General features: G+C 72.0%; 26 protein-coding genes. 13 read left to right on the top strand and 13 right to left on the bottom strand.

Features of this window, described 5'->3' with window-relative positions:
• Positions 1–115: 115 nt before the first annotated feature.
• From IF45_RS33235 to IF45_RS0107685, 4 genes are all read right to left on the bottom strand, one after another.
• Positions 116–1,447, bottom strand: coding sequence for a hypothetical protein (locus tag IF45_RS33235; RefSeq protein WP_003950935.1), 1,332 nt, complete (start codon positions 1,445–1,447; stop codon positions 116–118).
• Positions 1,437–2,027, bottom strand: coding sequence for a DUF6114 domain-containing protein (locus tag IF45_RS0107695; protein WP_003950934.1), 591 nt, complete (start codon positions 2,025–2,027; stop codon positions 1,437–1,439). Before IF45_RS0107695 ends, IF45_RS33235 begins: the two co-directional genes overlap by 11 nt.
• A gap of 130 nt (positions 2,028–2,157) precedes the next feature.
• Positions 2,158–2,790, bottom strand: coding sequence for a DUF6230 family protein (locus IF45_RS0107690; RefSeq protein WP_003950933.1), 633 nt, complete (start codon positions 2,788–2,790; stop codon positions 2,158–2,160).
• Between the two features lie 635 nt (positions 2,791–3,425).
• Positions 3,426–4,400: a tetratricopeptide repeat protein gene (locus tag IF45_RS0107685; RefSeq protein WP_003950931.1), complete on the bottom strand. Its 975-nt coding sequence runs from the start codon at positions 4,398–4,400 to the stop codon at positions 3,426–3,428.
• A 252-nt stretch (positions 4,401–4,652) separates the two neighbouring features.
• On the opposite strand from IF45_RS0107685, the gene IF45_RS0107680 reads away from it, so the two are divergent.
• Positions 4,653–5,273: a TetR/AcrR family transcriptional regulator gene (locus tag IF45_RS0107680; RefSeq protein WP_008407931.1), complete on the top strand. Its 621-nt coding sequence runs from the start codon at positions 4,653–4,655 to the stop codon at positions 5,271–5,273.
• 77 nt (positions 5,274–5,350) lie between these two features.
• Complete coding sequence (locus tag IF45_RS0107675) at positions 5,351–5,599, top strand: hypothetical protein (RefSeq protein ID WP_003950929.1); 249 nt, start codon at positions 5,351–5,353, stop codon at positions 5,597–5,599.
• An 81-nt stretch (positions 5,600–5,680) separates the two neighbouring features.
• On the opposite strand, the gene icmA is transcribed toward IF45_RS0107675, so the two are convergent.
• The 3 genes from icmA to IF45_RS0107660 form a co-directional block, all read right to left on the bottom strand.
• Positions 5,681–7,381, bottom strand: a complete 1,701-nt coding sequence (icmA, locus tag IF45_RS0107670; protein ID WP_008407930.1) for a coenzyme B12-dependent isobutyryl-CoA mutase large subunit — start codon at positions 7,379–7,381, stop codon at positions 5,681–5,683.
• A 137-nt stretch (positions 7,382–7,518) separates the two neighbouring features.
• Entirely contained in the window at positions 7,519–7,857 is a 339-nt protein-coding gene (locus tag IF45_RS0107665; RefSeq protein WP_008407928.1) for a DUF3817 domain-containing protein, read from the bottom strand.
• A gap of 74 nt (positions 7,858–7,931) precedes the next feature.
• A complete protein-coding gene (locus tag IF45_RS0107660; RefSeq protein WP_030306398.1) occupies positions 7,932–8,444 on the bottom strand; it encodes a MarR family winged helix-turn-helix transcriptional regulator in 513 nt (170 codons plus the stop codon).
• Positions 8,445–8,728: 284 nt separating this feature from the next.
• On the opposite strand from IF45_RS0107660, the gene IF45_RS0107655 reads away from it, so the two are divergent.
• Positions 8,729–9,766, top strand: coding sequence for a glycoside hydrolase family 6 protein (locus IF45_RS0107655; RefSeq protein WP_008407923.1), 1,038 nt, complete (start codon positions 8,729–8,731; stop codon positions 9,764–9,766).
• A 21-nt stretch (positions 9,767–9,787) separates the two neighbouring features.
• On the opposite strand, the gene glxA is transcribed toward IF45_RS0107655, so the two are convergent.
• Both glxA and IF45_RS0107645 read right to left on the bottom strand, forming a co-directional pair.
• Positions 9,788–11,743 (bottom strand): radical copper oxidase GlxA, encoded by a 1,956-nt coding sequence (gene glxA / locus IF45_RS0107650; RefSeq protein WP_003950924.1) that lies wholly within the window; start codon positions 11,741–11,743, stop codon positions 9,788–9,790.
• 3 nt (positions 11,744–11,746) lie between these two features.
• A complete protein-coding gene (locus IF45_RS0107645; RefSeq protein WP_008407918.1) occupies positions 11,747–13,537 on the bottom strand; it encodes a glycosyltransferase family 2 protein in 1,791 nt (596 codons plus the stop codon).
• A 218-nt stretch (positions 13,538–13,755) separates the two neighbouring features.
• Between IF45_RS0107645 and IF45_RS31275 the strand changes: the two genes are divergently transcribed.
• Together IF45_RS31275 and IF45_RS0107635 are read left to right on the top strand one after the other, a co-directional pair.
• Positions 13,756–14,307: a hypothetical protein gene (locus IF45_RS31275; RefSeq protein ID WP_242536785.1), complete on the top strand. Its 552-nt coding sequence runs from the start codon at positions 13,756–13,758 to the stop codon at positions 14,305–14,307.
• An 18-nt stretch (positions 14,308–14,325) separates the two neighbouring features.
• Positions 14,326–14,988, top strand: a complete 663-nt coding sequence (locus tag IF45_RS0107635) for an SMI1/KNR4 family protein (protein WP_030306395.1) — start codon at positions 14,326–14,328, stop codon at positions 14,986–14,988.
• 97 nt (positions 14,989–15,085) lie between these two features.
• Here IF45_RS0107635 and IF45_RS0107630 read toward each other — a convergent pair whose 3' ends face one another.
• Together IF45_RS0107630 and IF45_RS0107625 are read right to left on the bottom strand one after the other, a co-directional pair.
• Entirely contained in the window at positions 15,086–15,379 is a 294-nt protein-coding gene (locus tag IF45_RS0107630; RefSeq protein ID WP_018470828.1) for an MTH1187 family thiamine-binding protein, read from the bottom strand.
• Entirely contained in the window at positions 15,376–15,738 is a 363-nt protein-coding gene (locus IF45_RS0107625; protein ID WP_018470827.1) for a DUF3817 domain-containing protein, read from the bottom strand. Before IF45_RS0107625 ends, IF45_RS0107630 begins: the two co-directional genes overlap by 4 nt.
• A 216-nt stretch (positions 15,739–15,954) precedes the next feature.
• Here IF45_RS0107625 and IF45_RS0107620 point away from each other — a divergent pair, with 216 nt between their 5' ends.
• The 6 genes from IF45_RS0107620 to IF45_RS31270 all read left to right on the top strand — a co-directional run bounded on the left by IF45_RS0107620 (position 15,955) and on the right by IF45_RS31270 (position 19,776).
• Positions 15,955–16,593 (top strand): AIM24 family protein, encoded by a 639-nt coding sequence (locus IF45_RS0107620; protein WP_018470826.1) that lies wholly within the window; start codon positions 15,955–15,957, stop codon positions 16,591–16,593.
• On the top strand, positions 16,593–17,243 hold the full coding sequence (locus tag IF45_RS0107615) for an AIM24 family protein (protein ID WP_008407910.1): 651 nt from the start codon (positions 16,593–16,595) through the stop codon (positions 17,241–17,243). The genes IF45_RS0107620 and IF45_RS0107615 overlap by 1 nt, the downstream gene beginning before the upstream one ends.
• Positions 17,240–17,953, top strand: coding sequence for an AIM24 family protein (locus IF45_RS0107610; RefSeq protein WP_030306392.1), 714 nt, complete (start codon positions 17,240–17,242; stop codon positions 17,951–17,953). The genes IF45_RS0107615 and IF45_RS0107610 overlap by 4 nt, the downstream gene beginning before the upstream one ends.
• A 116-nt stretch (positions 17,954–18,069) precedes the next feature.
• The gene (locus IF45_RS0107605; RefSeq protein WP_003950915.1) at positions 18,070–18,546 is read left to right on the top strand and encodes a MarR family winged helix-turn-helix transcriptional regulator; all 477 of its coding nucleotides are present in this window, start codon (positions 18,070–18,072) and stop codon (positions 18,544–18,546) included.
• A gap of 56 nt (positions 18,547–18,602) precedes the next feature.
• On the top strand, positions 18,603–18,944 hold the full coding sequence (locus IF45_RS0107600; RefSeq protein ID WP_030306385.1) for a GNAT family N-acetyltransferase: 342 nt from the start codon (positions 18,603–18,605) through the stop codon (positions 18,942–18,944).
• Positions 18,945–19,098: 154 nt separating this feature from the next.
• Positions 19,099–19,776 carry a hydrolase gene (locus IF45_RS31270; protein ID WP_207229875.1) on the top strand — a complete coding sequence of 226 codons (678 nt, stop codon included), beginning with the start codon at positions 19,099–19,101 and terminating at the stop codon, positions 19,774–19,776.
• A 5-nt stretch (positions 19,777–19,781) separates the two neighbouring features.
• On the opposite strand, the gene IF45_RS0107590 is transcribed toward IF45_RS31270, so the two are convergent.
• Positions 19,782–21,209, bottom strand: coding sequence for a sensor histidine kinase (locus IF45_RS0107590; RefSeq protein ID WP_010642197.1), 1,428 nt, complete (start codon positions 21,207–21,209; stop codon positions 19,782–19,784).
• On the bottom strand, positions 21,206–21,871 hold the full coding sequence (locus tag IF45_RS0107585; protein WP_008407901.1) for a response regulator transcription factor: 666 nt from the start codon (positions 21,869–21,871) through the stop codon (positions 21,206–21,208). The genes IF45_RS0107590 and IF45_RS0107585 overlap by 4 nt, the downstream gene beginning before the upstream one ends.
• A gap of 120 nt (positions 21,872–21,991) precedes the next feature.
• Here IF45_RS0107585 and IF45_RS0107580 point away from each other — a divergent pair, with 120 nt between their 5' ends.
• Both IF45_RS0107580 and IF45_RS0107575 read left to right on the top strand, forming a co-directional pair.
• On the top strand, positions 21,992–22,660 hold the full coding sequence (locus IF45_RS0107580) for a PepSY domain-containing protein (protein WP_030306383.1): 669 nt from the start codon (positions 21,992–21,994) through the stop codon (positions 22,658–22,660).
• Positions 22,661–22,815: 155 nt separating this feature from the next.
• Complete coding sequence (locus IF45_RS0107575; protein WP_030306381.1) at positions 22,816–23,661, top strand: hypothetical protein; 846 nt, start codon at positions 22,816–22,818, stop codon at positions 23,659–23,661.
• Positions 23,662–23,733 lie beyond the last annotated feature (72 nt).

Here is a 23,733-nt window from a genome sequence, read left to right as displayed (position 1 = left end):
GCCGGCATCTGCCCCGCTGGGCCCGGCGGACACGACGGTGGCCCGCGTCCTCGGCTGAGGACGCGGGCCACCGTCTTGTGCGGCTCCCGGACGGGTCTGGGATACGGCGGTGTGCTCAGTCGCCGTCGGTGAAGTAGTTCTGGAGTCCCGGCACGGTGAGCGTGCCGCCGAACTGGCCCGCCTGGACGACCTTGACCTTGGTGAAGAAGGCCCAGGGCACGTTGAGCGGGGGCGGGCTCTCCGGGTTGAAGGTGATCGGGATGAGCCCGAAGAGGTTCCCCTTCAGCTCCTCGGTGTACATGGTGACCTCGCCGTTCCTGATCGTCGAGGTCGAGCCCTCCGCCGCCTTCACGTGGCCGGTCTGCCCCTTGGGACCGACGGTGAGCTGGTGCAGGTCCTTGATGTCCGTGGTCTTCGCCGTGAACTTCAGGACCGGCTTCACCTTGCCGCTGTACGTCTTGACCTTGACCACGCCGTGGTAGTCCAGGCCGCCCAGCGTCAGCTTGCTGCTCTCCAGCCGCCACGGGTCGTCCGGCAGGAGCGGGATGCCCGGCTCCAGGTCGAGGTCGGCCAGGGCCTTGGGGTCCGGTGCGCACGGGTCGTCGTCCGCGGCACCGACGGCACCCTGTGCCCCGGCGGCCAGCTCGCTCACCGAGACGCCGTTTTTGCGGGCGGCGTCCTCGATGTCCTTCTTCAGCTGCTCGGCGGGGCTGAGTTCGGCCTCCTTCTCGGCGGCCTCCTCCTTGGCCTTCGCCTCGTCGGCGGCCTTCTTCTCGGCGGCTTCCTTCCGGTCGGCCGCCTTCTTGTCGGCGGCCTTCCCGTCGGACGCCTTCTTGTCCGCCGCACCGGAGTCCGCCGTGGCCTTGTCGTCCTTCTCCGTGGTGCCGCCGGACGTACCGCCGGCCTTCTCGGAGGCGGACGGCTCCGGCTCGGGCTCCTCGGACTTCTCGTCCCCGGGGGTGAAGAGGTCCTTGAGCGCGTCGCCGAGGCCCAGCGGGTCGAGCGGGTTCCTGGTCTTCTCCGGCTCCGGCTCGGTGGTGGGCTGCTCGTCCGCCGGGTCGGGCTCCGGCTTCTCGCTGCCGCCGCCGGACGGGGCCGACGAGGAGGCGGACGGAGTGGGCGTGGCGCCCGGGGAGGCCGGCTTCGACGCGCCGGGCTCCGGGGTGGGCGTCGCGTCCGGCTCGGCCGCCTCCGACGGCTCGTCGGAGCGGGTCACGCACGGGCCACCGCGCGGGATGTCCGCCTTGTCGTCGGCCAGGGCGAGCTTGGGCGTCAGGCCCATGCCCACGAAGACCGCCGTGGGCATCGCGGCCAGCGCGAACGCCTTGCCCGCGGGTATCTGGAGCTTCGTCAGCAGCGACTTCCGGGGGGCCGCGTGACGCGGCCCGGTTCTGCCGAGGGCTTTACCGCCCTCTTCGGCAGCCAGTTGCGCCTCGTCACCCCGCACGGTGCCTCCCGCCGTTGGTCTCAAGTGTCGTGCCGTCCGCCGGGGCGCTCTCGCCTCCGGCGTGCGGCTCCGGCCTGGGCGCTCCCGCCTGGACGACCGGCCCGGCCGGCTCCGGCTGCGGCTCCGGCTCGGCCTGGGTCCTGGTCCCGGCCGGCCGCGCGCCCTGCCCGCTCCCCTCGGGAGCGGTCTTGCCCGGGGCCCAGGAGATCGAGAGGGCCCCGCCGAACATGGCCAGCAGGAAGCCGATCAGCAGCCCGCCGAGGTTGGACACCGGTATGGAGACCAGCGCGAGAAGGATCGCCGCGACACCCGCGAAGACCCGGACGATGGACTGGAACCACATCGTCAGTCCGAGCGTGACCAGCAGGACGCCGATGATCAGCGATCCCGCGCCCGCCGTGGTCGCCATCCGCAGGCTCAGCTGTCCCAGCGTGAGCTGTGCGTACGGCAGGTAGGCGATGGGGATGCCGCCCAGCATCGTCAGCAGCCCCGCCCAGAACGGGCGGCTGCCGCGCCACACCCGGAAGCGAAGCCGCCAGTAGTGAAATCGGTCGCTCAGCCCTGGGGACTCGGCGCTCATGGAAAACAGCTCCCTGGAACCGGCAATGCGTGGAGAGAAGATGGAGTGGCGGGCGGGGAACCCGCCGCGGCGCTCCGGGGCTCACACCCCGAGCGCGCCACGGCTCGCTCCGCGCCCGCCCAGGGAGCGCTTAGTAGCACTCCTTGACGCCCTTGTGCAGCTTCATGCTGAGACCGCTCAGCTTGAAGGTTCCGGCGGTGGTCGCCCACGCCGTCTGCTTGACGTTCTTCAGGGTGGCCGAGTCGGCCTCCTGCGAGAAGCCGTAAGGGTTGGCCTGGTCACCCTTCTTGATGCCAGGGCCCTTGGTGCTCTCGCCGGCGGCCACACCGATGTTGATGTTCTTGAACTCGGCGTCGGCGTCGAGCTGGGCGACGTCGATGTAGAGGTTCTCGGCCTCGACCGGCGCCTTGCCCGTACCGGCCTTCAGCTGAAGGCTGATGGTGCCGATGAGCGGGACGTCCGGCGTGACGACGGACTGGCACATGTTGTTGATCGTCGCGCTCTTGAACGCGGAGATCGCGACCGGATGGGCAGCCTTGTTGCCCTTCAGGTCGTAACCGGTGTCCACACCGCCGTACTGGACGAACCCGTTACCGACGAGCTTGTCGGCCGACACCTTGAACGACTGGCCGGACACGGCGAACGACGCCGCGAGCGCACCCTGCGACAGGGCCACGCCGATCGCCGCGGTAGCGGCGACGGTGGGCACCATGACGACGGCGAACCGCTTCCATCTGGTCCCGCCACGAGCCACGGACTCCATGACATTCCTCCTTCTCGGACGTACATCTCCGGCCTCTGACTGGTCCCGATCGGGCGGTCAGCCGGGCAGGGATGGGAGAAGTGCTACGTCCTCGGCAAGGAGAGCGCCTTCGACCGTCCACGCCGCGCCTCGTGGGCACGGGATGGGGCGGTTCGGCGGCGATCACCCCCGAGCGACAACCACTGGCCACGCCTCGCACGGGGATGCGCAGCCGGTTCGGACAGGCCCTGCCGATGGGCAGAGACCCCCCTGTCCAGGCCGAGACCCGCGGCCTCGACCTGCTCGGTGGGGACCCAGAGAGCCCGTGGACCCGGTTGGCTGCCGGGGTACGGGAAAGGGACCGAGCGTCGCCGATCGTGGTGCATTCGGAGCCCGGGCACAAGGGGTTCGTTACCGGCTAGTAACGGCTGGATAACCAAAGTCGGTCACAGCGGTGCCGCGCGGGCACGGACCGTGCCGCGAGGAGGGGTGACAAATCATCACTCGGGATGACAGATGCGGATGGATGACGAGGTCGGACTTACTCCGAGTAACAGCGGCCGCGATTACCAAGTTTTGGTAAAGCGCGGCCGCTTGGGTCTCTCTGTCGTCAAATCGCTTCCCACGCCCCAGGGGTGGCGCGCGGGGTCAGGCGCTCAGAACAGCACCCGGGCCAGGGCGGTACGGGCCGCGGTCACCCGCGGGTCCTCGGCGCCGACCACCTCGAAGAGGTCGAGCAGGTGGAGGCGGGCCTTGTTCCGGTCGTCCCCCGCGGTGACCCGCACGGTGTCGACCAGCCGGCCGAAGGCGTCGTCGACGTGGCCGCCCACCAGGTCCAGGTCGGCGGCGGCGGACTGCGCGGCGACGTCGGCCGGGCGCTCGGCGGCGTCCTGGCGGACCTTCTGCGGGTCCAGGCCGCTGACCCGGCGCAGGAGTTCGGCCTGGCCGAGGCCGAGCTTGGCCTCGGTGTTGGCCGGGTCGTCGGAGAGGACGTTCTGGTAGGCGCGGACGGCGCCGTCCAGGTCACCGGCGTCCAGCGCCTGGACGGCGGCCTCCAGCAGGGCGTCGTACGGCCCGGCGGGCTCCTCGGGGACGGCGGCGGGGTCGCCCGCGTCGGAGCCGGGGTCGACGGTGAGGCCGGTGAGGCCGAACCGCTCCTCGCCGACCTGGATGAGCTGGTCGAGGGTCTCCCGGATCTGCGCCTCGGGGGCGGCTCCCTGGAAGAGCGGGAGGGCCTGGCCCGCGACGACGGCGAAGACGGCCGGGATGCCCTGGATGCCGAACTGCTGCATCAGCATCTGGTTGGCGTCGACGTCGACCTTGGCCAGCAGGAAGCGGCCGTTGTACTCGTGCGCGAGGCGCTCCAGCAGGGGGCCGAGCTGCTTGCACGGCTCGCACCACTCGGCCCAGAAGTCGATGACGACCGGGACCTCGGTGGAGCGCTGGAGGACGTCGCGTTCGAAGCCGGCCTCGGTGACGTCGATGACCAGGCTCGACGCGGGAACCGCACCGGTTCCGCCCTGTCGGGCGGCTTCGGCGCGGGCCTGCTCGGCCTTGGCCTTCGCTTCCTGGGCCTGCTTCACCGCGGCGAGGTCGACGACTCCGCTCATGGACATGTTCCGTGGCTGCATGCGTACATCCTCCCCCCTCGGCGCGCGTGCTGGGAAACCCGTCGAACGGCGATCGACGGCGAGTCCGTCGTACTGGTGCGGCACCGGGTCCCCACCCGGGCCTTGTGGTTGTCGCCCGTGGGTGAACACGAGCTTTCGCTACGGGTCGTAGCGTAACTGTCCGAGGCACTCCGTGTCAGGGCGGCCCGGGTGATCCGGGTCACCGTGCGCGCGCATACTGACCGTTCGGTAGCTCTGGATACAGTCGCTGCCATGCAGAGCCGCACCCCTCCCGCCCGCACCGGTCGCCCGCGCAGCGCGGCGGCGGACGCCGCGATCCTGGCAGCGACCCGGGACGCCCTCGTCGAGATCGGCTGGTCCCGGATGTCGCTGGGCGACGTCGCCCAGCGGGCCGGGGTCGCCAAGACCACGCTGTACCGGCGGTGGGCGGGCAAGAACGAACTGGTGGTGGACGCGGTCGCGGAGCTCTTCGACGAGCTGGTGCTCCCGGACGGCGACAGCCTCGCCGCCGACGTGGTCGGGGTGGTCCTCCAGTTCGGCGAGCTGCTCCAGCGCCCGGAGACCCGGACGGCGCTGATGGCGGTGGTCGCCGAGTCCACCTCCGACCCGGCCCTGCGCCTGCGCATCCGCACCGCCATCGTCGACCGCCAGAAGCGCCTCGTCCTCCAGGGCCGCGCACGCGCCCAGCGGCGCGGCGAACTCCCCTACGAGACCGAGCCCGCCGTCGCCGAGCAGCACGCCGACCTCATCTTCGACGTGATCGCCGGCACCGTGGTCCACCGGGCCCTGGTCAGCGACGGCCCGGTGGACGAGGCATGGGCGAAGGCGCTGGCCGGGCTGCTCATCGCGGGACTGCCGGCGGCGATGGGCTGACCCTTCGCCCCGGATGCGACTTGCGCGCGCCGAGCCCACGATGAAGTGGTCCCCCTATCCCCGTCCCAGGGAGCGCCATGATCGTCAAAACGCTGCACGAGAAAGGGCTGAAGAGCGAGCACGCCTACGCCGCCGCCTTCGTCTCGATCGGCCTGTCCTTCTGTTCGTGGGCCGGCTCGCTGAAGGCCGAGTCCCGCGGGGTGGAGCGCGCCGACCGCTGGGGAATCTTCGTCGGCGAGTGGGCGCCGACCTTCTTCGGCCTGGGCCTGGCGCTGGCCGGCTACGAGGCGGCCGAGGAGGTCACGGTGGTGGACTTCGAGGCGTGACCCGGCCCTGCCGCACGGGGCCGCCGCCCCCCCTCTCCGGGTGCGGCGGCCTCGCGCACGTCCGTGCCGGGAGACGGCGGGTCAGAAGCCGGGCGGCTCCGTGTAGACGCCCCACTCCTCGCGCAGGGCGTCGCAGATCTCGCCGAGGGTGCCTTCGGCGCGGACCACGTCGAGTATGGGGGCGATCATGTTGGCGCCCGAGCGGGCCGCCGCCACCATCTCGGCCAGCCTGGCGCGGACCTCGGCGTCGTCCCGGCGGGAGCGGCGCTCGCCCAGTTCGCGGACCTGGTCGCGCTCGACCTCGTGGCTGACCCGCAGGATCTCCAGGTCGCCGGTGACGGAGCCGGTGTGGGCGTTGACGCCGACGACGCGCTTCTCGCCCTTCTCCAGCGCCCGCTGGTACTGGAAGGCCGACTCGGCGATCTCGCCGGTGAACCAGCCGTCGTCGATGCCGCGCAGGATGCCGGAGGTCATCGGGCCGATGGGGTGCTGCCCGTCGGGGTGGGTGAGGACGCCCCGGTCGCGGATGCGGTCGAAGATCTTCTCGGCGTCCGCCTCGATCCGGTCGGTGAGCTGCTCGACGTACCAGGAGCCGCCGAGCGGGTCGGCGACGTTGGCGACGCCGGTCTCCTCCATCAGCACCTGCTGGGTGCGCAGGGCGATCTCGGCGGCCTGCTCGCTGGGGAGGGCGAGGGTCTCGTCCAGGGCGTTGGTGTGCAGCGAGTTGGTGCCGCCGAGGACGGCGGAGAGCGCCTCGACAGCCGTGCGCACGACGTTGTTGTACGGCTGCTGGGCGGTGAGCGAGACACCGGCGGTCTGGGTGTGGAACCGCAGCCACTGCGCCTTCTCGGTCCGCGCGCCGTAGACCTCCTTCATCCAGCGGGCCCAGATGCGGCGGGCGGCGCGGAACTTGGCGATCTCCTCGAAGAAGTCGAGGTGGGCGTCGAAGAAGAACGAGAGGCCGGAGGCGAACTCGTCTATGTCCAGGCCCCGGCTGAGCCCCAGCTCCACGTAGCCGAAGCCGTCGGCGAGGGTGTACGCCAGCTCCTGCGCGGCCGTCGCCCCGGCCTCGCGGATGTGGTAGCCGGAGACGGAGAGCGGCTTGTAGGCCGGGATGGTCCGTGCGCAGTGCTCCATCAGGTCGCCGATGAGGCGCAGATGGGGCTCGGGTGGGAAGATCCACTCCTTCTGGGCGATGTACTCCTTGAAGATGTCCGTCTGGAGCGTGCCGTTGAGCACCGCCGGGTCGACGCCCTGCCGCTCGGCGGCGACCAGGTACATGCAGAAGACCGGGACGGCCGGTCCGGAGATCGTCATCGAGGTGGTGACCTCGCCGAGCGGGATGTCCCGGAAGAGGATCTCCATGTCGGCGGCGGAGTCGATGGCGACACCGCAGTGGCCGACCTCGCCGAGCGAGCGCGGGTCGTCGGAGTCGCGCCCCATCAGCGTCGGCATGTCGAAGGCGACCGAGAGCCCCCCGCCGCCGTTGGCGAGGATCATCTTGTACCGCTCGTTGGTCTGCTCGGCGTTGCCGAAGCCGGCGAACTGGCGGATGGTCCAGGTACGGCCCCGGTAGCCGGTCGGGTGCAGTCCGCGGGTGTACGGGTACTCCCCCGGCCAGCCGATCCGCTCGAAGCCCTCGTAGGTGTCGCCGGGCCGGGGCCCGTAGACAGGCTCGACCGGGTCCCCGGAGAGCGTGGTGAAGTCGGCGTCCCGCTTGCGGGCCCGGTCGTAACGGGCCTGCCAGCGTCGGCGGCCCTCCTCGATGGCTTCAGCGTCCATACCTCAAAACTACTAGGACGTCCTAGTAAATGTCGATGGGGAACGGCCATCCGTGACGGACCCGTCCTCAGGAACGCCACGACCCCCGGAAGCGGCGGGCTTCCGGGGGTCGTGGGGGTGCGTCGGGCGGACCGGCGTCAGGCGCGGGCCTTCGCCTCGGCCGGGACGCGGTCCTGGACCAGCGGCTCGACCTCGCGGGTGATCCGGCGCTCCACGAAGAAGGCGACGAGCGGGATGGTGCCCGAGAGCAGCACCCACAGCAACTTGCCGACCGGCCACTTCGCCTTGGCGCCGAGGTCGAAGGCGAAGATCAGGTAGATGATGTACAGCAGGCCGTGGACCTGGGAGACCACGAAGGTGACATCGGCCCCCGTGTCGAAGCCGTACTTGAACACCATGCTCACGCAGAGCACGAGCAACATGACTGCGGTGACATAGGCCATGACCCGGTACCGGGTCAGCACGCTGCGTTTCATGGGGCCGAGCCTAACCGCACTCCCGGGGCGATCTTGCGGCGCCCCGGGAGTTGTTCACCCCGTGGTGGCGAGGTCTACGGAGCGTCCTCGAAATCGTGTGCGGCGACCCGCAGCGGGCGCAGCATCGCGAAGATCTCCGCGCACTCCTCCGCGTCGTAGGCGCCGAGACCGAACTCCATCGCCATCAGGTCGCGGGTGGCCGCCTCGACCACCTCGCGCCCCTGGTCGGTGATGGAGGCCAGCGTGCCGCGGCCGTCCTGCGGGTTGGGGCGCTTGGCGACCAGGCCGGAGCGGACGAGGCGGTCGACGGTGTTGGTGACCGAGGTCGGATGGACCATCAGCCGCTCGCCGATCTTCGACATCGGCAGCTCCCCGGCGCGCGAGAAGGTCAGCAGCACCAGCGCCTCGTACCGCGCGAAGGTGAGGCCGTACGGCTTGACGACGGCGTCGACCTCGGCCAGGAGGATCTGGTGGGCGCGCATGATCGAGGTGATCGCGGCCATGGAGGGCACGGGCCCCCACCGTTCCCGCCAGCTCTCGTCGGCGCGGGCGATGGGGTCGAAGGGGAGGCTGAGCGGCTTCGGCACGGGCACGACCCTACCGGCCGGTCATATCGCGGTCAGCCCTGTCTCGCCCTTCGGTCGGCCCGGCTCCCGGGCGGTGCGGCGCGTGGCCCCGGGCGCGGCGGCGGGGCCGATCGGGGGGACTCGCCGCACGGGGCCGTCCACGCGCCCCTGACCTGGGCACACCCGGTGCGAGGATCGCCCGGGTGTGCCCGTCCCCGCCGGGCAGCCCCGGTGCACCGGGGTCCCGGGGGCCGTCGGCGGCCCGACCCTTCGCACGTCCGTCCGTCCCCCAAGGAGGCTGGGGAATGTCCCGGCTGATGCCTGTCCCCGCCCGGTTCACCCGCCCGTTCCTCCCTCTCGGCCTGCTCGCCCTGCTCGCCGCCACCCCCGCCTGCACCGGCGACGACTCGGCCCCCGACGCCCGCGAGGCGGAGCCGTCCCGTTCGGCGGCGGCCGCGGTGGCCGCCCCCGAGTTCTGGGTCGACCCCGAGTCCCCGGCCGCCGTGGAGGCGGCCCGGCTGCGGGTCGAGGGCAAGGAGAGCCAGGCGGCGCTGCTGGAGCGGATCGCCCGGCAGCCGGCGGCGGTCTGGCCGGCCGGGGACGACCCGGTGCCCGCGGTGCGCCGGGCCACCGGCGGGGCGGCGAAGGCGGGCTCCACCGCCGTCCTGGTCGCCTACAACGTGCCGCACCGCGACTGCGGCCAGCACTCGGCGGGCGGGGCCGCCGACCGCGCGGCGTACGGGGAGTGGATCGACGCCTTCGCCTCGGCGATCGGCGAGAGCAAGGCGGTGGTGGTGCTGGAGCCGGACGCGGTGCCGCACATGGTGGACGGCTGCACCCCGGCCGAGTACCACGGGGAGCGCTCCACGCTGATCTCCGGCGCCGTCGAGCGGCTGAAGCGGCAGCCGGGGGTCAAGGTCTACCTGGACGCGGGCAACCCGGCCTGGATCGAGGACCCGGAGAAGATCGCCGGGCCGCTGCGCCGGGCCGGGATCGCGCAGGCGGACGGCTTCTCGCTCAACGTCTCCAACTTCCAGACCGACACCGCGACCCGCGCCTACGGCAAGGCCCTCTCCGAGCGGCTCGACGGCGCCCACTACGTGGTGGACACCAGCCGCAACGGCAACGGCCCGCTCGGCGCGGCCGGGCAGGACGCCTGGTGCAACCCGCCGGGCCGCGCGCTGGGCACCCCTCCGACCACCCGGACCGGGGACCCGCTGCTCGACGCGTACCTCTGGATCAAGCGGCCCGGTGAGTCCGACGGCAGCTGCCGGGGCGGGCCGTCGGCCGGGACCTGGTGGCCGGAGTACGCGCTGGGGCTGGCCCGCAACACCAAGGGGTGAGCGGGCCGCCTTCCCGGCCGGTCAGCCGACCTTGATCCATTTCGCCTCGGAGGGCGTGCCGTCGGCGGTGTTGACGAAGACCATGTACCAGCCGGGCGGCACCAGCGTCGGGTCCTCCGGGACGGTGAAGGTGACGGAGTCCTCGGTCTTCTTCAGCTCCAGGTCGATGGAGCGCTGTTCGACGTCGGTGGTGTGGGTGACGGCGCTGGGCCGCATCAGCCGCGCCTTGGTGATGGTGCCGGCGTCCTCGGTCGCGAAGGTGGCCGTGGCGCCGTACCTCACCTTCTCGGGTCCCTTGCCGAGCGCCGGCCGCTCCCCCTCGCCTGCCTTGTGCAGGTAGGGCGGGGTGAAGACCTCCATGCGCTGCTCGAAGGTGCCGAGCTTGGTGTTCTCCTTGTTGCCGTAGAGCGAGTCGGAGCCGAAGGTGGCCACCCGCCCGTCGGGGAGCAGCAGCGCCTCGGAGTGGTAGTTGCGGCCGACGGTGGGTTCGGCGGCCGGGGTGAAGGAGTTGGTCCGGGGGTCGTAGAACTGCGACTTGAAGATGTTGGAGGCGCCCCGGCCCCGGTAGTCGTAGGAGCCGCCGGTGGTGAAGACCGAGTCGTCGGGCATGATCACGCTGTTGAGGTAGCGGGTGCCCTGCGGGAGGTCCGGGCCCGGCTTGAAGGCCGGGTTCTCCTCCTTGAGGTCGATCACGGCGGTGCGCCGGGTCGACTTCTCCGACTCGCCGACTCCCCCGCCGCCGAGCACCATCACCTTCTGGTCCTGGGCGGGCGGCAGCAGCAGGGAGGCGGAGGTCTCCGTCTGGTCGAGGTCGGTGAGGCCCGGCACCTTCTGGAAGGTGTTCTTCTCGATGTCCCAGATCCCCGGCTCGCGGCCCTTCTCGGCCGGGCCGTACCCGGCGTTGGAGGCCGGGTAGAAGAGCTTGCCGCCCTTGGTGAGGAAGAGGGCCGGGTAGGTCGGGAAGTAGCGGAAGGGGCCCTTGGACCACTTCTTGGTCTCCGGGTCGTAGATCTCGTTGTCGCCGGGGTCGATCACGCCGACGTCGTCGAGGCCGGAGACGGCGAGCACCTTGCCGTCCTGGAGGGTGACCAGGGTCGGGTACCAGCGGGCCTTGTCCATCGGGTCGACCGGGATGTACTTCTCGGCGACCGGGTCGAACTCGTAGGCCGAGCGGATGCCCTGGTAGTCCTGCTTGTCGAGGCTGATCTTCTCGGCGAGGCCGTAGGTGTTGTCGGCATCCTCGCCCTTCAGGCCGACGATCTCGTACTGGGCGGGGCGCTCGCTCACGTAGTCGCGGCCCTTGCCGGTGGCCTCCACCCAGACGCGGGCCTCGCTCGCCTGGACGGTGACCTTCTCGGGGCCGCCGCCCTTGCCGCCTCCGCCGCCCTCGACCGTCTTGACCGCCTTGGGGACCGTCACGTCGAAGCGGCTGACGTACTCGATGCCGGTGGGTGACCGGAACCGGGTGCCCTTCTTCAGGGTCACCTCCTTCTCCGGGTTCTCGTTCTTCACCCGCATCCCGCCGCCCGCCCGCTCCACGGCGCCGTCGAGCACCTCGTAGCGGGCGGTGCCGCCCGCGACCAGCAGCCGGCCGTCGGCGAGCTGGGAGTGGCCGGAGCAGAAGAGGTCCTCCGGGGTGTCGACCTTCTTGAAGGAGTCGTCGCGCGGGTCCCACAGCACCGTGTCGAAGGTGCCCTCGTCGAAGTTGGCCTCGTCGTTGCCGGAGCCCGCCACGATGAGGACCTTGCCGGTGTGCAGCAGCGCCGCGTGGATGGCGTTGGTCCGGTACTCCTCGGGGATCGACACCTGCTTCCAGGAGCCGTACTTCTTCTGGTACGCGGGCTGGGAGATCTTGTACTGGTGGTACTGGTCCTGGGCGAAGGAGATCGCGGCGGGCGCGTTCAGGCCGGCCAGGACGGCGACGCCGCCGACGCCGAGCGCGGTCTTCTTGAACTTCCCGGTCGGCCGGTAGGCCATGGCTCAGTTCCCTCCGGTCGGGGTGCTGGTGACGAGGGCGGCGGTGGCGGTCTCCACCTCGCCGGTGGTGGACGCGGTCGCGGTGACCGGGGCGTTCTGCACGGCCGCGAGGGCGGCGAGCCGGCGCCGCTCCAGCAGCCCGGCGCCGTACCAGACGACGACCGGGGCCAGCGAGATCGCCAGGCCCAAGAAGGCCCAGGTCCGCATCGCCACGTGGGTGTGGCCGAGGACGAAGGAGGCGGCCAGCGAGGTGGCCAGCACCCCGGCCCAGCACAGGTGGACGCGGAAGGTCCGCAGCAGGTCGGCGCTGGCGTCGGCGCCCTTGGGCGTGATGACGAAGCGGCAGGGGCGACGGAGCACCGCGGCGCCCAGCGACTTGAGGTAGATCGGCGCCGAGAGCGCGGACATCCCCATCCCCGCGAGCCCGCCGGAGCCACTGGGCTCGTGCGGCGAGACGTTGTGCCGCCGGTTCCACAGGTACAGCCCCACCTGGAGGGCGGCGGCGTCGCTGTAGAGCATCAGCCAGACCGAGGCCGCCACCTCGGTGCCGGAGGCCCCGAACCAGAGGAAGAGCACGCAACTGGTCACACCCAGAAGCCAGTTGACCGCCGTCATCGGGTAGTAGACGAGCATCAGCGTGTACGAGAGGAGCCGGCCCACCGGCATCCGGAAGGGCGCCTTCGGGTACTGCTTGAAGAGCGTCTCGTAGGTCCCGCGCGACCAGCGGAGCTGCTGGGTGAAGAAGTCCGTCCAGGAGGCGGGGCCCTCGCCGACGGCGAGCACGTCGGGGGTGTAGACGGAGCGCCAGTGGTGGCCGGTGAGCGGGTTGCGGGTGCGGTGCAGCTCGAAGCCGGTGGCCATGTCCTCGGTGATCGAGTCGTAGAGGCCGCCGATCTGCTTCACGGCGCTGATCCGCACCACGTTGTTGGTGCCGACGAACATCGGCGCCCGGTAGCCGTTGCCGGCCCGCTGGATCAGCGCGTGGAAGAGGAACTGCTGCGACTCGGCGGCCTTGGTGACCGGCGCCGTGTAGTTCCCGTAGACCTGCGGGCCGACGACGAAGGCGACGTCCGGGTCACGGAAGTAGCCGAGCATCCGCTCCAGGAACTCCGGCAGCGGGACGTGGTCGGTGTCGACCGAGGCGAAGAAGTCGTAGGAGTCGCCGTGCATGGCGATCCAGGCGTTGTAGTTCCCGTGCTTGGTCCGGGCCTTGTGGACGCCCCGGGGCCGGTTCCACTCCGGGACTCCCCACCGGGTGAAGTGACGCACCCCCAGTTCGGCGCAGAGCGCGCGGGCGTCGGGGTCGTTGCCCTCGTCGAGCAGCCAGACGTCCAGCGGGCCCTCGTGCCGCAGCCGGACCGCGCCCTGGAGGGTGGCCCGCACCATGGAGAGCGGTTCCTTGCCGGGCACGTAGGTGGTGAGGAAGGCGACGCGGGTACCGGGTTCGGCGGTGACCGGGACCGGGTCGCGGGCCATCAGCGTGGCGTGCGCGATGGAGACGACGTTGACGAGCATGAAGAGCCCGATGAGGCCGATGGCGGTCAGCATCGTCCGGTCGAGCACCACCAGCCAGGTCTCCCCGCCGTCCCGCTCGGTCCAGTGGCTGGGCCACACCAGGTAGACCATGAGCGTCCCGGTGAGCAGCGGCGCCAGCGTCATCAGCAGGACCGCCCGTATCCGGTGCGGTTCGGCCGCCAGCAGCCTGCGGTACTCGACGCGGTAGTCGGGGGCGGGCTCGGTCAGGGGCCCGGCTATTCGGCTGTGGGTGTCGTAGTCGTAACCGTCCGGCCGCACAACGCCCTCCAGATGTTCGACGACGGGCCAGTAAGCCCTACGAGACGGCACCCCCACTCCCCTGTCATTCCGGACGCCGCCGTGCGAGCGGCAGAGGCTGGCGTTCGGGTGACGGGTCACCCGGGTGCCGGGGGTGGGGCGGAGGAGGGGGTAGGGCGGGGCGGTTGTCGGTGGGGGTGGGGAGGATGGGGGCGGATGGCCGCGCCAAGGGGGTGGGGATGGGCCTTAGGGAGTTGGAGAGGGAGTTGCCCGCGCTCGCGTCGCAGGCGACGCCGGGGCGGGAGATCGACTGGGGTGTCGTGGAGAACGGTTCTTGGGACGCCTGCCCGGAGATTTCCGCCACTTGTGCGAGCGGTACGCGTACCTGGCCCTGGACCGGCCCTCTCAGTTCACGTCGTCGCCCCGGTGAGGAGAGCGCGTACACCGCCTCGGCCTGGGACGACATCGGCAGCCTCAGAAGGCTCGCCTGCCCTGACGCCTGCCACCCCCATGTCCCGTACGTCGCGAGTACCACCGGAGGGCTCATCCCCTGGGCGAGCTCGGGGGAGGGGGACGTCTGGTACTGGCGGGTGGCGGGTGAGGACCCGGACCGCTGGCCCGTCGTCGTCGGGAACCGGAACGACGACTGCGAGGACTGGGCCGAGTTCCCGACGAGCGCGACCGCCTACCTCGTAGGGCTCATACGCGGGGAGATCCCCGGCCACGGCCTTCCGGAGGGCTTTCCCGCCCGCGTCCCTGAGGTGCACGCGAACACCTGGCCCACGTTCTGAAACAGCGGGAGGAATGAAGTGAACGACGCTGTCCGGCCCACGGCACCAGCTCAGGACGCCTTCGCGCGGCTTCTCGTCCGGATGTCCCCCGAACTGGGGGACGATCAGGAGGTCGGCTGGCAGGCGGTCGAGGCGAAGGGCTTCCGGTTTCCGGACGACTACAAGCGATTTATGGCGCATTTCGGCGCCGGAATGATCGAGGACACCCTCGTCGTCCTCGGGCCTCCGGTCGCGGACGACGTGGAGTACGGCTCAATGCTGAGCGAGACGCGTAATGCCTGCGCCCTCTGGCCGCCCGAGGCTCCTGGAACCGCCGGGGTGTGGCCGGTCGAGCGGCAGTTGACCGAGCGGCCTCCCCTCATCGCGTGGGCAGTGACGACAGGGGGCGACCTGGTGTGCTGGCTGTCGAAGGAGGACGACCCGGACCGGTGGCCCGTGGCAGTCTGGGGGCGGCAAGAGGGTCCCGAGCACTGGACGATCGTCCCGCACGGGATGACCGGCTTCCTCCTGGGCCTGTTCAACGCGGAACTGGACAAGCACCCACTGAGCGACAGCAGCCTCTGGGACAAACCCAACCCTCGGTTCATTAGCGAAAAGTCGGAGGACCGGATGCGCGCCGAGGGGATCGACCCGTGGACGGGAGAACCGGACCCGCTGGCCGGAATCTCGTTCGACGATTGACGACTGAGAGGAACGCCACCCGTGGCGTCCGCAAAGCGCGTGGGCCCGGCCCCGGCGGCACACCGCCGGGGCCGGGCCCACGCCCGTGTAGCTGGGGTCACTCCCCCAGGTACCGCTCCACCGTCTCCACCTTGGAGACCAGTCCGTCGGTGACGCCCGGGCGGATGTCGGCCTTCATGACGACCGAGACGCGCGGGGCGCGGGCCTCGACGGCGGCGACGGCGCGCTTGACGACGTCCATGACCTCGTCCCAGTCGCCTTCGACGCTGGTGAACATCGCGTCGGTGCGGTGGGGCAGGCCCGACTCGCGGACGACGCGGACGGCGTCGGCGACGTACTCGCCGACGTCCTCACCGACGCCGAGCGGGGTGACGGAGAAGGCGACGATCATGCCGAGGCGCCTTCCTGCTTCTGCTCCTGGCGGGCGCGGGCGGCGATCACCGCGTCCACGGCGCCCTGGGCCTCCTCCTTGAGCTTGCGCTCGGCGAAGAAGCCGCCGAAGGGCACCACGGAGAGGGCGAAGTACATCGCGGCGCGGCCGAAGGACCACTTGGTGCGGTTCCAGGCGTCCAGCCAGAAGAGGACGTAGAGGACGAAGAGGAGTCCGTGCAGCGCGCCCATGGCCGGGACCGCGTTGAAGTCGGTGGTGCGCTTGAGCACCGAGCAGACGAGCAGCAGCAGGAACGACACGGCCTCGGGGGCCGAGACGAGGCGCAGGCGGCGGAGTGCGGAAGCGGTCTTGATGTCCACGAGGGGGCAACCTTCGAGGTCGGGGGCCGGGCAGAGCACGGACGGAACGGGCCGGACGGCGGAGCCGGATGCCGGGCGATCTTGTGAACGCATGCACAAGCTCCGGTGCCATTGTGGCAGCTTCCTTTGCCCGCTCTTGAACCAGGGGTCGGCCCCAGGGGCGCGGGCCCGCCGGGCGGCCTGTGCGCGGGGGCGGCGGGCGGTTACGGTCGGGGCGTGGCTGAGTTCCGACTGCAAGGCAGCGCGATGCTGGTGGTCCGTCTCACCGGCGACACGGTCCGGGCGAAGAACGGGTCGATGGTCGCCTACGACGGGCGGATGACGTTCAAGAAGCTGACGGGAGGCGGCAACGGCCTGCGCGGCATGGTGACCCGCCGGCTGACCGGGGAGCAGATGGAGGTCATGGAGGTGAAGGGCGAGGGGACGGTCTGGTTCGCGGACAGCGCCCGGGACGTCAGCCTGGTCCGGCTCTCCGGCGAGACGCTGCACGTGGAGGCGGAGAACCTGCTCTGCACGGAGGGCGGGCTGCGGACGGGGACCTCGTTCGCGGGGCTGAGCGGCGCGGCCCAGGGCGACGGCCTCTTCACCACGACGGTGGAGGGCACCGGGCAGGCGGCGGTGATGTCGGGGGGCCCGGTGGTGGCGCTGCGGGTGAGCCCGGCGTACCCGCTCACCGTCGACCCCGGGGCGTACATCGCGCACCAGGGCGGGGTGCGGCGGAGTTTCCAGAGCGGGGCGGGGGCGCGGACGCTGTTCGGGGAGGGCGGCGGCGAGGCGTTCCAGCTGCGGTTCGAGGGCGAGGGCGTGGTGTACGTGCAGCCGAGCGAGCGGGCGACGTTCGGGGGTGACCTCTGATGGGGTTCCGCGAGGTCAACCACAAGATGATCGAGGCGACGGTGGTGCCGGGCACCCGGCTGTACAGCCAGCGCGGCGCGATGCTGGCCTACCGGGGCGAGGTCTCCTTCACCCCGGACATCGGCGGCGGCCAGGGCGGCGTGATGTCGATGATCGGCCGCCGGGTGGCGAACGAGGCGGCCCCGCTGATGACGGTCGAGGGCAGCGGCACGGTCCTCTTCGGCCACGGCGGCCACCACGTGCAGGTGGTGGAGTTGTCCGGGGACACGCTGTACGTCGAGTCGGACCGGCTGCTCTGCTTCGAGGGGAGCCTGCGCCAGCAGACCGTCTTCCTCGGCTCGCAGGGCGGCGTGATGGGCATGGTGCGCGGCCAGGTCTCCGGCCAGGGCCTGTTCACCACGGCGCTGACCGGGCACGGCGCGGTGGCGGTGATGGCCCACGGCGGCGTGGTGGAGGTGGAGATCGCGCCCGGCCGGCCGGTCCACGTCGACCCGCAGGCGTACGTGGCCCACCACGGGGACGTACGGAACAAGCTGACGACGGCGATCGGCTGGCGGGAGATGGTCGGCCGCGGTTCGGGCGAGGCGTTCCAGCTGGAGCTGTCGGGGAGCGGGGCGGTGCTGGTGCAGGCGTCGGAGGAGAAGCTGTGAGCGCGTTCGCGACGGCCGGCGGGACCGGCCCGAGGATCTTCGACCCGGCCACCCTTCCGGGTGACGACAACGTCAATCCGTACACCTTCTGCGTGGAAATGGCGGGCGGCCGCTGGTTCCTCCAGAAGGGCAAGATGATCGCCTACTACGGCCGGATGTCGTTCAACGGCGTCGGGTACGGGCCGCTGGACGCGCTGGTGCGCTCGGCCTTCCACTCGCCGATGCACGCGGCGGACTGGGTGGTGGCCGAGGGGACGGGCAAGATGCTCCTGGCCGACCGGGCGTACGACGTGAACTCCTTCGACCTGGACGACGGCAACCTCACGGTCCGCTCGGGCAACCTGCTCGCCTTCGAGCCGAGCCTCTCCCTCAAGCAGTCGATCGTCCCCGGTTTCCTGACGCTGATCGGCACCGGGAAGTTCGTGGCGGCCTCCAACGGGCCGGTGGTCTTCATGGAGCCGCCGCTCAGGGTCGACCCGGAGGCGCTGGTGGGCTGGGCGGACTGCCCCTCGCCGTACCACCACTACGATCACGGCTATCTGCGCGGGGTGCTCGGCGGGGTGCGGTCGCTGACGGGGCTGGGCGGCGCCTCCGGGGAGGAGCACCAGTACGAGTTCAGCGGGGCGGGGACGGTGCTGCTCCAGTCGACCGAGAAGGTACTGGCGGAGCGGGCGACGGGGGCGGGACCCGGCCGGGCCACCACTGGGTGAGCGGTACCCTGCGGAGTGTGACCTCGAACGTCTGCTCGCATCCCGGGCCGACCTCGCCACCCCTCTCACCGATCCCCCATTCGTTAGCTTTTCAACTTTTTAGGTAGAATCCACGTATGGAGACCGAAACGGCGACGCGCTGGCTGAGCGAGACGGAACAGTGCGTCTGGCGCACCCACCTGGACGTCAGCCGCCTGCTGATGCACGAGCTGGAGAAGGACCTCCAGCCGTTCGGCCTGACCAACAACGACTACGAGATCCTCGTCAACCTCTCCGAGGCCGAGGGCCAGCGGCTGCGGATGAGTGACCTCGCCGAGGCCACCCGCCAGTCCAAGAGCCGCCTCTCGCACCAGATCACCCGGATGGAGAAGGCCGGCCACGTCCGCCGCGAGCACTGCGAGTCCGACCGGCGCGGGCTGTACGCGGTCCTCACCGAGCAGGGCGCGAGCACCATGGAGGAGGTCGCCCCGCACCACGTGGCCTCCGTCCGCCGCCACTTCATGGACCACCTCTCCCCCGAGGCGCTGGCCGAGCTGAGCCGCGCGCTCGGCCCCGTCGCCGAGCACCTGCGCCAGCGGCCCGCCCGGGGCTGACCGGCACGGCCCAGTCCCGGTCGCGGCCGTGCCGCGGCCGGGCCACGCTGGTGCCCATGAGCGAGCCGCCCACCGCAGACCCGCAGACCGTCGACGTCCGGGACGACGCCGAGGCCAACCGCTATGAGGCCCGCGTCGGCAGGCAGCTCGCGGGCACCGCCCAGTACATCCGTACGCCCGGGCTCATCGCCTTCGTCCACACCGAGGTCGACCCGGCCTACGAGGGCCACGGCGTCGGCGGCGCCCTGGTGCGCCACTCGCTGGACGAGGCGCGCGAGCAGGGCGCCGCCGTCCTCGCCGTCTGCCCCTTCTACGCCGGGTGGATCTCCCGCCACCCCGCCTACCGGGACCTGCTCTACAGCGAGCAGAGCCGGGCCGCGGACGGCGGGACCCGGTGACCTCCGGGCCCGGGGAGCGCCCCGGCCCGGACCGGCTCCCGGACCCGGCGGCCCGCTCCCCCGAGGGCGACGGCGTCACCGTCAGCTACGAGGTACGCCACGGCCCGCCCACCGCCGAGCCGCCCGGGCCGACCCGACCGAAGGGAACGCCCCCATGGCCGACGAGTCCACCGGCCCCGTCACCCCCTCGCCGAAGCTGCTGACCCCCGACGACCACGCCCTGATGCTGATCGACCACGAGAGCCAGATGGGGTTCGCGGTCGCCTCGCACCCGATGGAGGTGGTCCTCAACAACGTCACGGGGCTGGCGAAGACCGCCGTGCTCTTCGGGGTGCCGGCCATCGTCACCACGGTGATGGAGCGGCACTTCAGCGGGCCCCTCTTCCGGGGCGTGCGCGAGGCGTTCCCGGACACCTCCGGGTGGATCGACCGCACCACCATGAACGCCTGGGAGGACCCCCGCGTCCGCGACCGCTACCTCGCCACCGGCCGCCGCAAACTGGTCCTGGCCGGCCTGTGGACCGAGGTCTGCGTGGTCGCCCCGGCCCTCTGCGCGCTGGACGAGGGCCACCAGGTGTACGTGGTCACCGACGCCTGCGGCGGGGTCAGCGCCGAGGCGCACGAACGGGCGGTGCAGCGCCTGGTGCAGGCCGGGGCGCAGCCGCTGACCTGGCTCCAGTACCTGCTGGAGCTCCAGCGGGACTGGGCCCGCTCCGAGACCGCCTCGGCCGTGGGCGACCTGGCCCGCGCGCACGGCGGCACCTACGGGCTCGGCGCCGAGTACATCTACCAGATGCTGGCCTGGGACCGGGCCGACCAGGCGGCCCGGTAGCCGCCCTAGTCCGCCGGCCGGGGCAGCCGCAGTTCGAAGAGGGCGCCGCCCTCCGGGGCCTCGCGGACGCGCAGCGTGCCGCCGTGCCGGGCGGCCACGTCGCGGGCGATGGCGAGGCCGAGGCCGGCGCCGCCGTCGTCGCGGCTGCGGGCGTCGTCGAGGCGGACGAACCGCTCGAAGATCCGCTCCCGTTCCGGCTCGGGGACCCCGGACCCGTCGTCGGCGACCGAGACGACCGCCTCGGGCCCGTCGGTGCGCACCCGCACCTCCACCCGCGAGGCGGCGTGCCGCTGGGCGTTGTCGACCAGGTTGCCGACGACCCGGGCGAGCTGGCCGCGCGATCCGGCCACCTCCAGCCCGGCCCGGCCGTGCACGGTCACCGGCAGCCGGTCGCCGACCCGCTGCGAGACCTCCTCGCGCACCAGCGCCCCGAGGTCCAGCCGCCCGCCGGTGGGCCGCTCCCCCGCGTCCAGCCTGGCCAGGAGCAGCAGGTCGGCGGCGAGCGCCTGGAGCCGTACGGTGTCCTCCACGGCGCCGGCCACGTCCAGCAGTTCGGGGTGGGCGAGGCCGACCTCCAGCTGGGTGCGGAGGGAGGCGATGGGGCTGCGCAGCTCGTGCGAGGCGTCGGCGACGAAGCTGCGCTGGCGCTCGACGGAGGCCTCCAGGGCGGTGAGGGTGGCGTTGGTGGTGCGGGCGAGGCGGGCCACCTCGTCGTGGGTGGAGGGTTCGGGGACCCGGCGCCCCAGATCCTCCGAGGCGGTGATGGCGGCCATCTCGCGGCGGATACCCTCCACCGGCTTGAGGGCCCGTCCGGTCACGCCCCAGGTGACCCCGGCGACCACCACGAGCAGCAGCGGCAGGCCGATCAGCATGACGGTCTGGGCGGTGCTCACCGCGCCCTGCTCGGCGGCGAGCGGGGCCCCGGCCCAGACGGTGAGGCGGTCGTCGTCGTTCTCCACCTCGACCGCCGAGAAGCGGTAGTCGGCGGTGTGGCCGTCGACGGTGGCGGTGCCCTCGCCGCGCTCGACCTCGTCGGAGATCTCCCCGGCCTCCAGCCGCTCCCCGTCGTCATCGTCGTCGTTCCCGCCGCCCGGCTCGCGCAGCGCCTCGGGGTCGGGGCGGACCGCGTCGGTGCCGGTCCCGCTGATCCGCTCCAGGTCCTCGCTGACGGCGAGCAGCCGGCCCCTGGAGTCGACCACCTGGACCGGCCGGTCCTCGTCGTCGGGCAGGTCCAGGTCCTCGTACGCGGTGCGCGCGGCCACCTTCGAGGCGACCTGGCGGGCGGTGGCGTCGGCCTGGGCGGCGGCCTCCTGGATGAGATTGGAGCGCAGCGACAGCAGGACCGCGGTGCCGGCCGCGATCAGCGCGACGGCCACCACCAGGGTCGCGCCGATGGTCGCCTGGGCCCGTACCGAGCCGAAGAGCCGCTTCACCGGCCGGCCTCCAGCCGGTATCCCATGCCGCGCACGGTCCGGATGGCCTGGGCGCCGAGCTTGCGGCGCAGGGCGCTGATGTAGACCTCGACGATGTTGGGGTCGCCGTCGTAGGCGAAGTCCCAGACGTGTTCCAGGATGTCGGCCTTGGAGACCACCTCGCCCGCGCGCAGCACCAGTTGCTCCAGCACCGCGAACTCCTTGGCGGTCAGCGTGACCTCCTCGCCGTCCCGCTGGACCCGCCGGGCCGCCGTGTCGACGCGCAGCCCGCCGACGGTGTGCACCGGGGAGGCACCGGCCCCCGCGCGGCGGCGCAGCAGGGCGCGCACCCGGGCGACCAGCACCACGTAGCTGAAGGGCTTGGTCAGGTAGTCGTCGGCGCCCGTGTCGAGCCCCTCGGCCTCGTCGTACTCGCCGTCCTTGGCGGTCAGCATCAGGATCGGCACGTCGTTCCCGGCGGCGCGCAGGGCGGCGCAGACCCGGTAGCCGTTCATGCCGGGCAGCATGATGTCCAGGACCAGCAGGTCGTACGGGCTCTCGCTGGCCCGGTGCAGTCCCTCCAGCCCGTCATGGACGACGTCCACGGCGTATCCCTCGGCGGTCAGTCCCTTCGCCAGGGACAGGGCCAGCCGCTTCTCGTCCTCCACGATCAACAGGCGCATGGGCCAAGACTCGCAGAGCCAACCTGAAGTCCGCTTCAGGCTGCTTCAGCGAGGCTTCAGCCTCCGGCGGCCACAGTGTTGTCCGTACCGCAGACCACTGCCTTTCGGGAGGAACCCGCCATGAAGCGCAATGCCGTCATCGCCGCCCTGACCGCCGTCGCCGTGATCGGCGGAGGCGCGGCCGCGGTCGCCGTCAGCTCCGGCGACGACGCCCCCGCCACCGCCTCCCCCGCCGACCGCGTCAGCCTCGTCTCCGGCCAGGAGTCCACCGCCCCGGCGGACCGGGACGACGACCAGGACGCGAAGGACGACGACCGGGACGACCAGCGGGACGCAAAGGACGACGACCGCGACGACGCCAAGGACGACCAGGACGACCAGCGGAACGACAAGGGCGCCGCGGCCGACCCGGGGAACGTCACCGTGGCGCAGGCCATCGCGGCGGCGCTGAACCACACCTCCGGGACGGTGCTCTCGGCCGACCTGGACGACGACGGGGACCGCCGCTGGGAGGTCGAGGTCGCCACCGGCGGCTCCACCGTCCACGAGATCGAGGTCGACTCGACCACCGGCAAGGTCGTCCGGACCGAGACCGACCGGGACGAGGACGACGCGGCGGCCGAGCTGAAGGCCGTCCAGGGTGCCAAGGTCTCCGCACGGGACGCGGCAGCCGCCGTGGACGGCGCGGTGACCTCGGTGGAGTTCGACGACGGGCGCTGGGAGGTCGAGGTCGGCGAGGCCGACTGGACCGTGCCGCTGGACACCCCGCGCGCCTCCCGCGAGGGCTGACCCGCCGGGCGGGCCGGGTACGGCGCGGCGCTTCGCCCGTCCGGCCCCGCCACGCTGGTCGGCCCGGCCGGAGGGTGGTCCGCTGAGGGGGTGCAGGGGGGCGCCCGGGGCACGCAGGCCACCGGGTGGACCGGCCCGGCCCCAGAAAGGCGCCCATGACCACGCACCGCCCCCGTCCCGCCTCCCGCCCGCACCGCTCCTCGCGCGCCCTGGCCACCGCCCTGGCCGCGGGGACCCTGCTCGCCACGGCGGCCTGCTCCGGCGGGCAGGAGGCCCCGGCCGCCCGCGAGAGCGCCGCCGCCCCCGCCCACCACCTGGAGCGCGGCCCGTCGCCCTCCCCGTCGTCCCGTCTCACCGAGGAGGGCGCGCGGAACGCCCTGATCACCGAGGCGGACATCGAGGAGCAGTGGCAGAAGTCCCAGGCCCCGCCGCAGTCCTGGCGGGACTCCCTGCTCCTCGGCGAGGTCGACGCCGCCCAGTTCGTCACGGGCAGGAGCGACGCCAAGGAGTGCCAGCGCCTGGTGGACGCCCTGTACGACGACACCCTGCTCGGCAAGCCCTCGGGCCCGACCGCGCTGGCCGGCTTCGAACAGGGCGACTCCCGCCTCCTCTACCAGGTCGCGGGGTACGACAAGAAGACCCTGGACGCCTCGATGAAGTGGCTCGCCTCGCTCCCCGAGACCTGCGACACCTTCACCGTCACCGGCGGCAAGGGCGGCCGCCGCACCGTCGAGGTCACCGAGACCTCCCTCCCCGACGAGGGCGACGCCCGCCAGGGCCTCAAGGTCCAGCTCAAGGGCGAGAACGAGGGCACCCCCCTCACCCTGACCCTCGACGTCGCCGCCGTCCGCATCGGCACCGACGCCTTCACCGTCACGAACGGCGGCCTCGACGGCGCCGACGCCCCCACCACCAAGAACGCCGTACAACACGGCACCCAACGCCTCGAAGAGGTCCAGGCGGGCCACACTCCGGCACCCACACCGAGCGAGATCGAGTAGGGCGCGGAACTCTCAGCCCAGCCCGGCAAAATCCAGCCCGGCCGGCGCTTGAGGCCACAGTTCCAGCCCGGC

It is taken from the genome of Streptomyces albidoflavus (assembly GCF_000719955.1).
Lineage (GTDB): Bacteria > Actinomycetota > Actinomycetes > Streptomycetales > Streptomycetaceae > Streptomyces > Streptomyces albidoflavus.
Note: the sequence above shows the minus strand (reverse complement) of the source record. Positions and strands in the feature narration are given on the sequence as shown.

Bases quoted from the DNA above. Each gene is read 5' to 3' on its own strand.
- IF45_RS0107690 (WP_003950933.1), bottom strand. From the start codon at position 2,790: ATGGAGTCCGTGGCTCGTGGCGGGACCAGATGGAAGCGGTTCGCCGTC.
- icmA (WP_008407930.1), bottom strand. From the start codon at position 7,381: ATGGACGCTGAAGCCATCGAGGAGGGCCGCCGACGCTGGCAGGCCCGT.
- IF45_RS0107600 (WP_030306385.1), top strand. From the start codon at position 18,603: ATGAGCGAGCCGCCCACCGCAGACCCGCAGACCGTCGACGTCCGGGAC.
- IF45_RS0107680 (WP_008407931.1), top strand. From the start codon at position 4,653: ATGCAGAGCCGCACCCCTCCCGCCCGCACCGGTCGCCCGCGCAGCGCG.
- IF45_RS0107630 (WP_018470828.1), bottom strand. From the start codon at position 15,379: ATGATCGTCGCCTTCTCCGTCACCCCGCTCGGCGTCGGTGAGGACGTC.
- IF45_RS0107655 (WP_008407923.1), top strand. From the start codon at position 8,729: ATGTCCCGGCTGATGCCTGTCCCCGCCCGGTTCACCCGCCCGTTCCTC.
- IF45_RS0107605 (WP_003950915.1), top strand. From the start codon at position 18,070: ATGGAGACCGAAACGGCGACGCGCTGGCTGAGCGAGACGGAACAGTGC.
- IF45_RS0107665 (WP_008407928.1), bottom strand. From the start codon at position 7,857: ATGAAACGCAGCGTGCTGACCCGGTACCGGGTCATGGCCTATGTCACC.
- IF45_RS0107675 (WP_003950929.1), top strand. From the start codon at position 5,351: ATGATCGTCAAAACGCTGCACGAGAAAGGGCTGAAGAGCGAGCACGCC.
- IF45_RS31270 (WP_207229875.1), top strand. From the start codon at position 19,099: ATGGCCGACGAGTCCACCGGCCCCGTCACCCCCTCGCCGAAGCTGCTG.
- glxA (WP_003950924.1), bottom strand. From the start codon at position 11,743: ATGGCCTACCGGCCGACCGGGAAGTTCAAGAAGACCGCGCTCGGCGTC.
- IF45_RS0107615 (WP_008407910.1), top strand. From the start codon at position 16,593: ATGGGGTTCCGCGAGGTCAACCACAAGATGATCGAGGCGACGGTGGTG.
- IF45_RS0107580 (WP_030306383.1), top strand. From the start codon at position 21,992: ATGAAGCGCAATGCCGTCATCGCCGCCCTGACCGCCGTCGCCGTGATC.
- IF45_RS31275 (WP_242536785.1), top strand. From the start codon at position 13,756: ATGGGCCTTAGGGAGTTGGAGAGGGAGTTGCCCGCGCTCGCGTCGCAG.
- IF45_RS0107585 (WP_008407901.1), bottom strand. From the start codon at position 21,871: ATGCGCCTGTTGATCGTGGAGGACGAGAAGCGGCTGGCCCTGTCCCTG.
- IF45_RS0107695 (WP_003950934.1), bottom strand. From the start codon at position 2,027: ATGAGCGCCGAGTCCCCAGGGCTGAGCGACCGATTTCACTACTGGCGG.
- IF45_RS0107575 (WP_030306381.1), top strand. From the start codon at position 22,816: ATGACCACGCACCGCCCCCGTCCCGCCTCCCGCCCGCACCGCTCCTCG.
- IF45_RS0107685 (WP_003950931.1), bottom strand. From the start codon at position 4,400: ATGCAGCCACGGAACATGTCCATGAGCGGAGTCGTCGACCTCGCCGCG.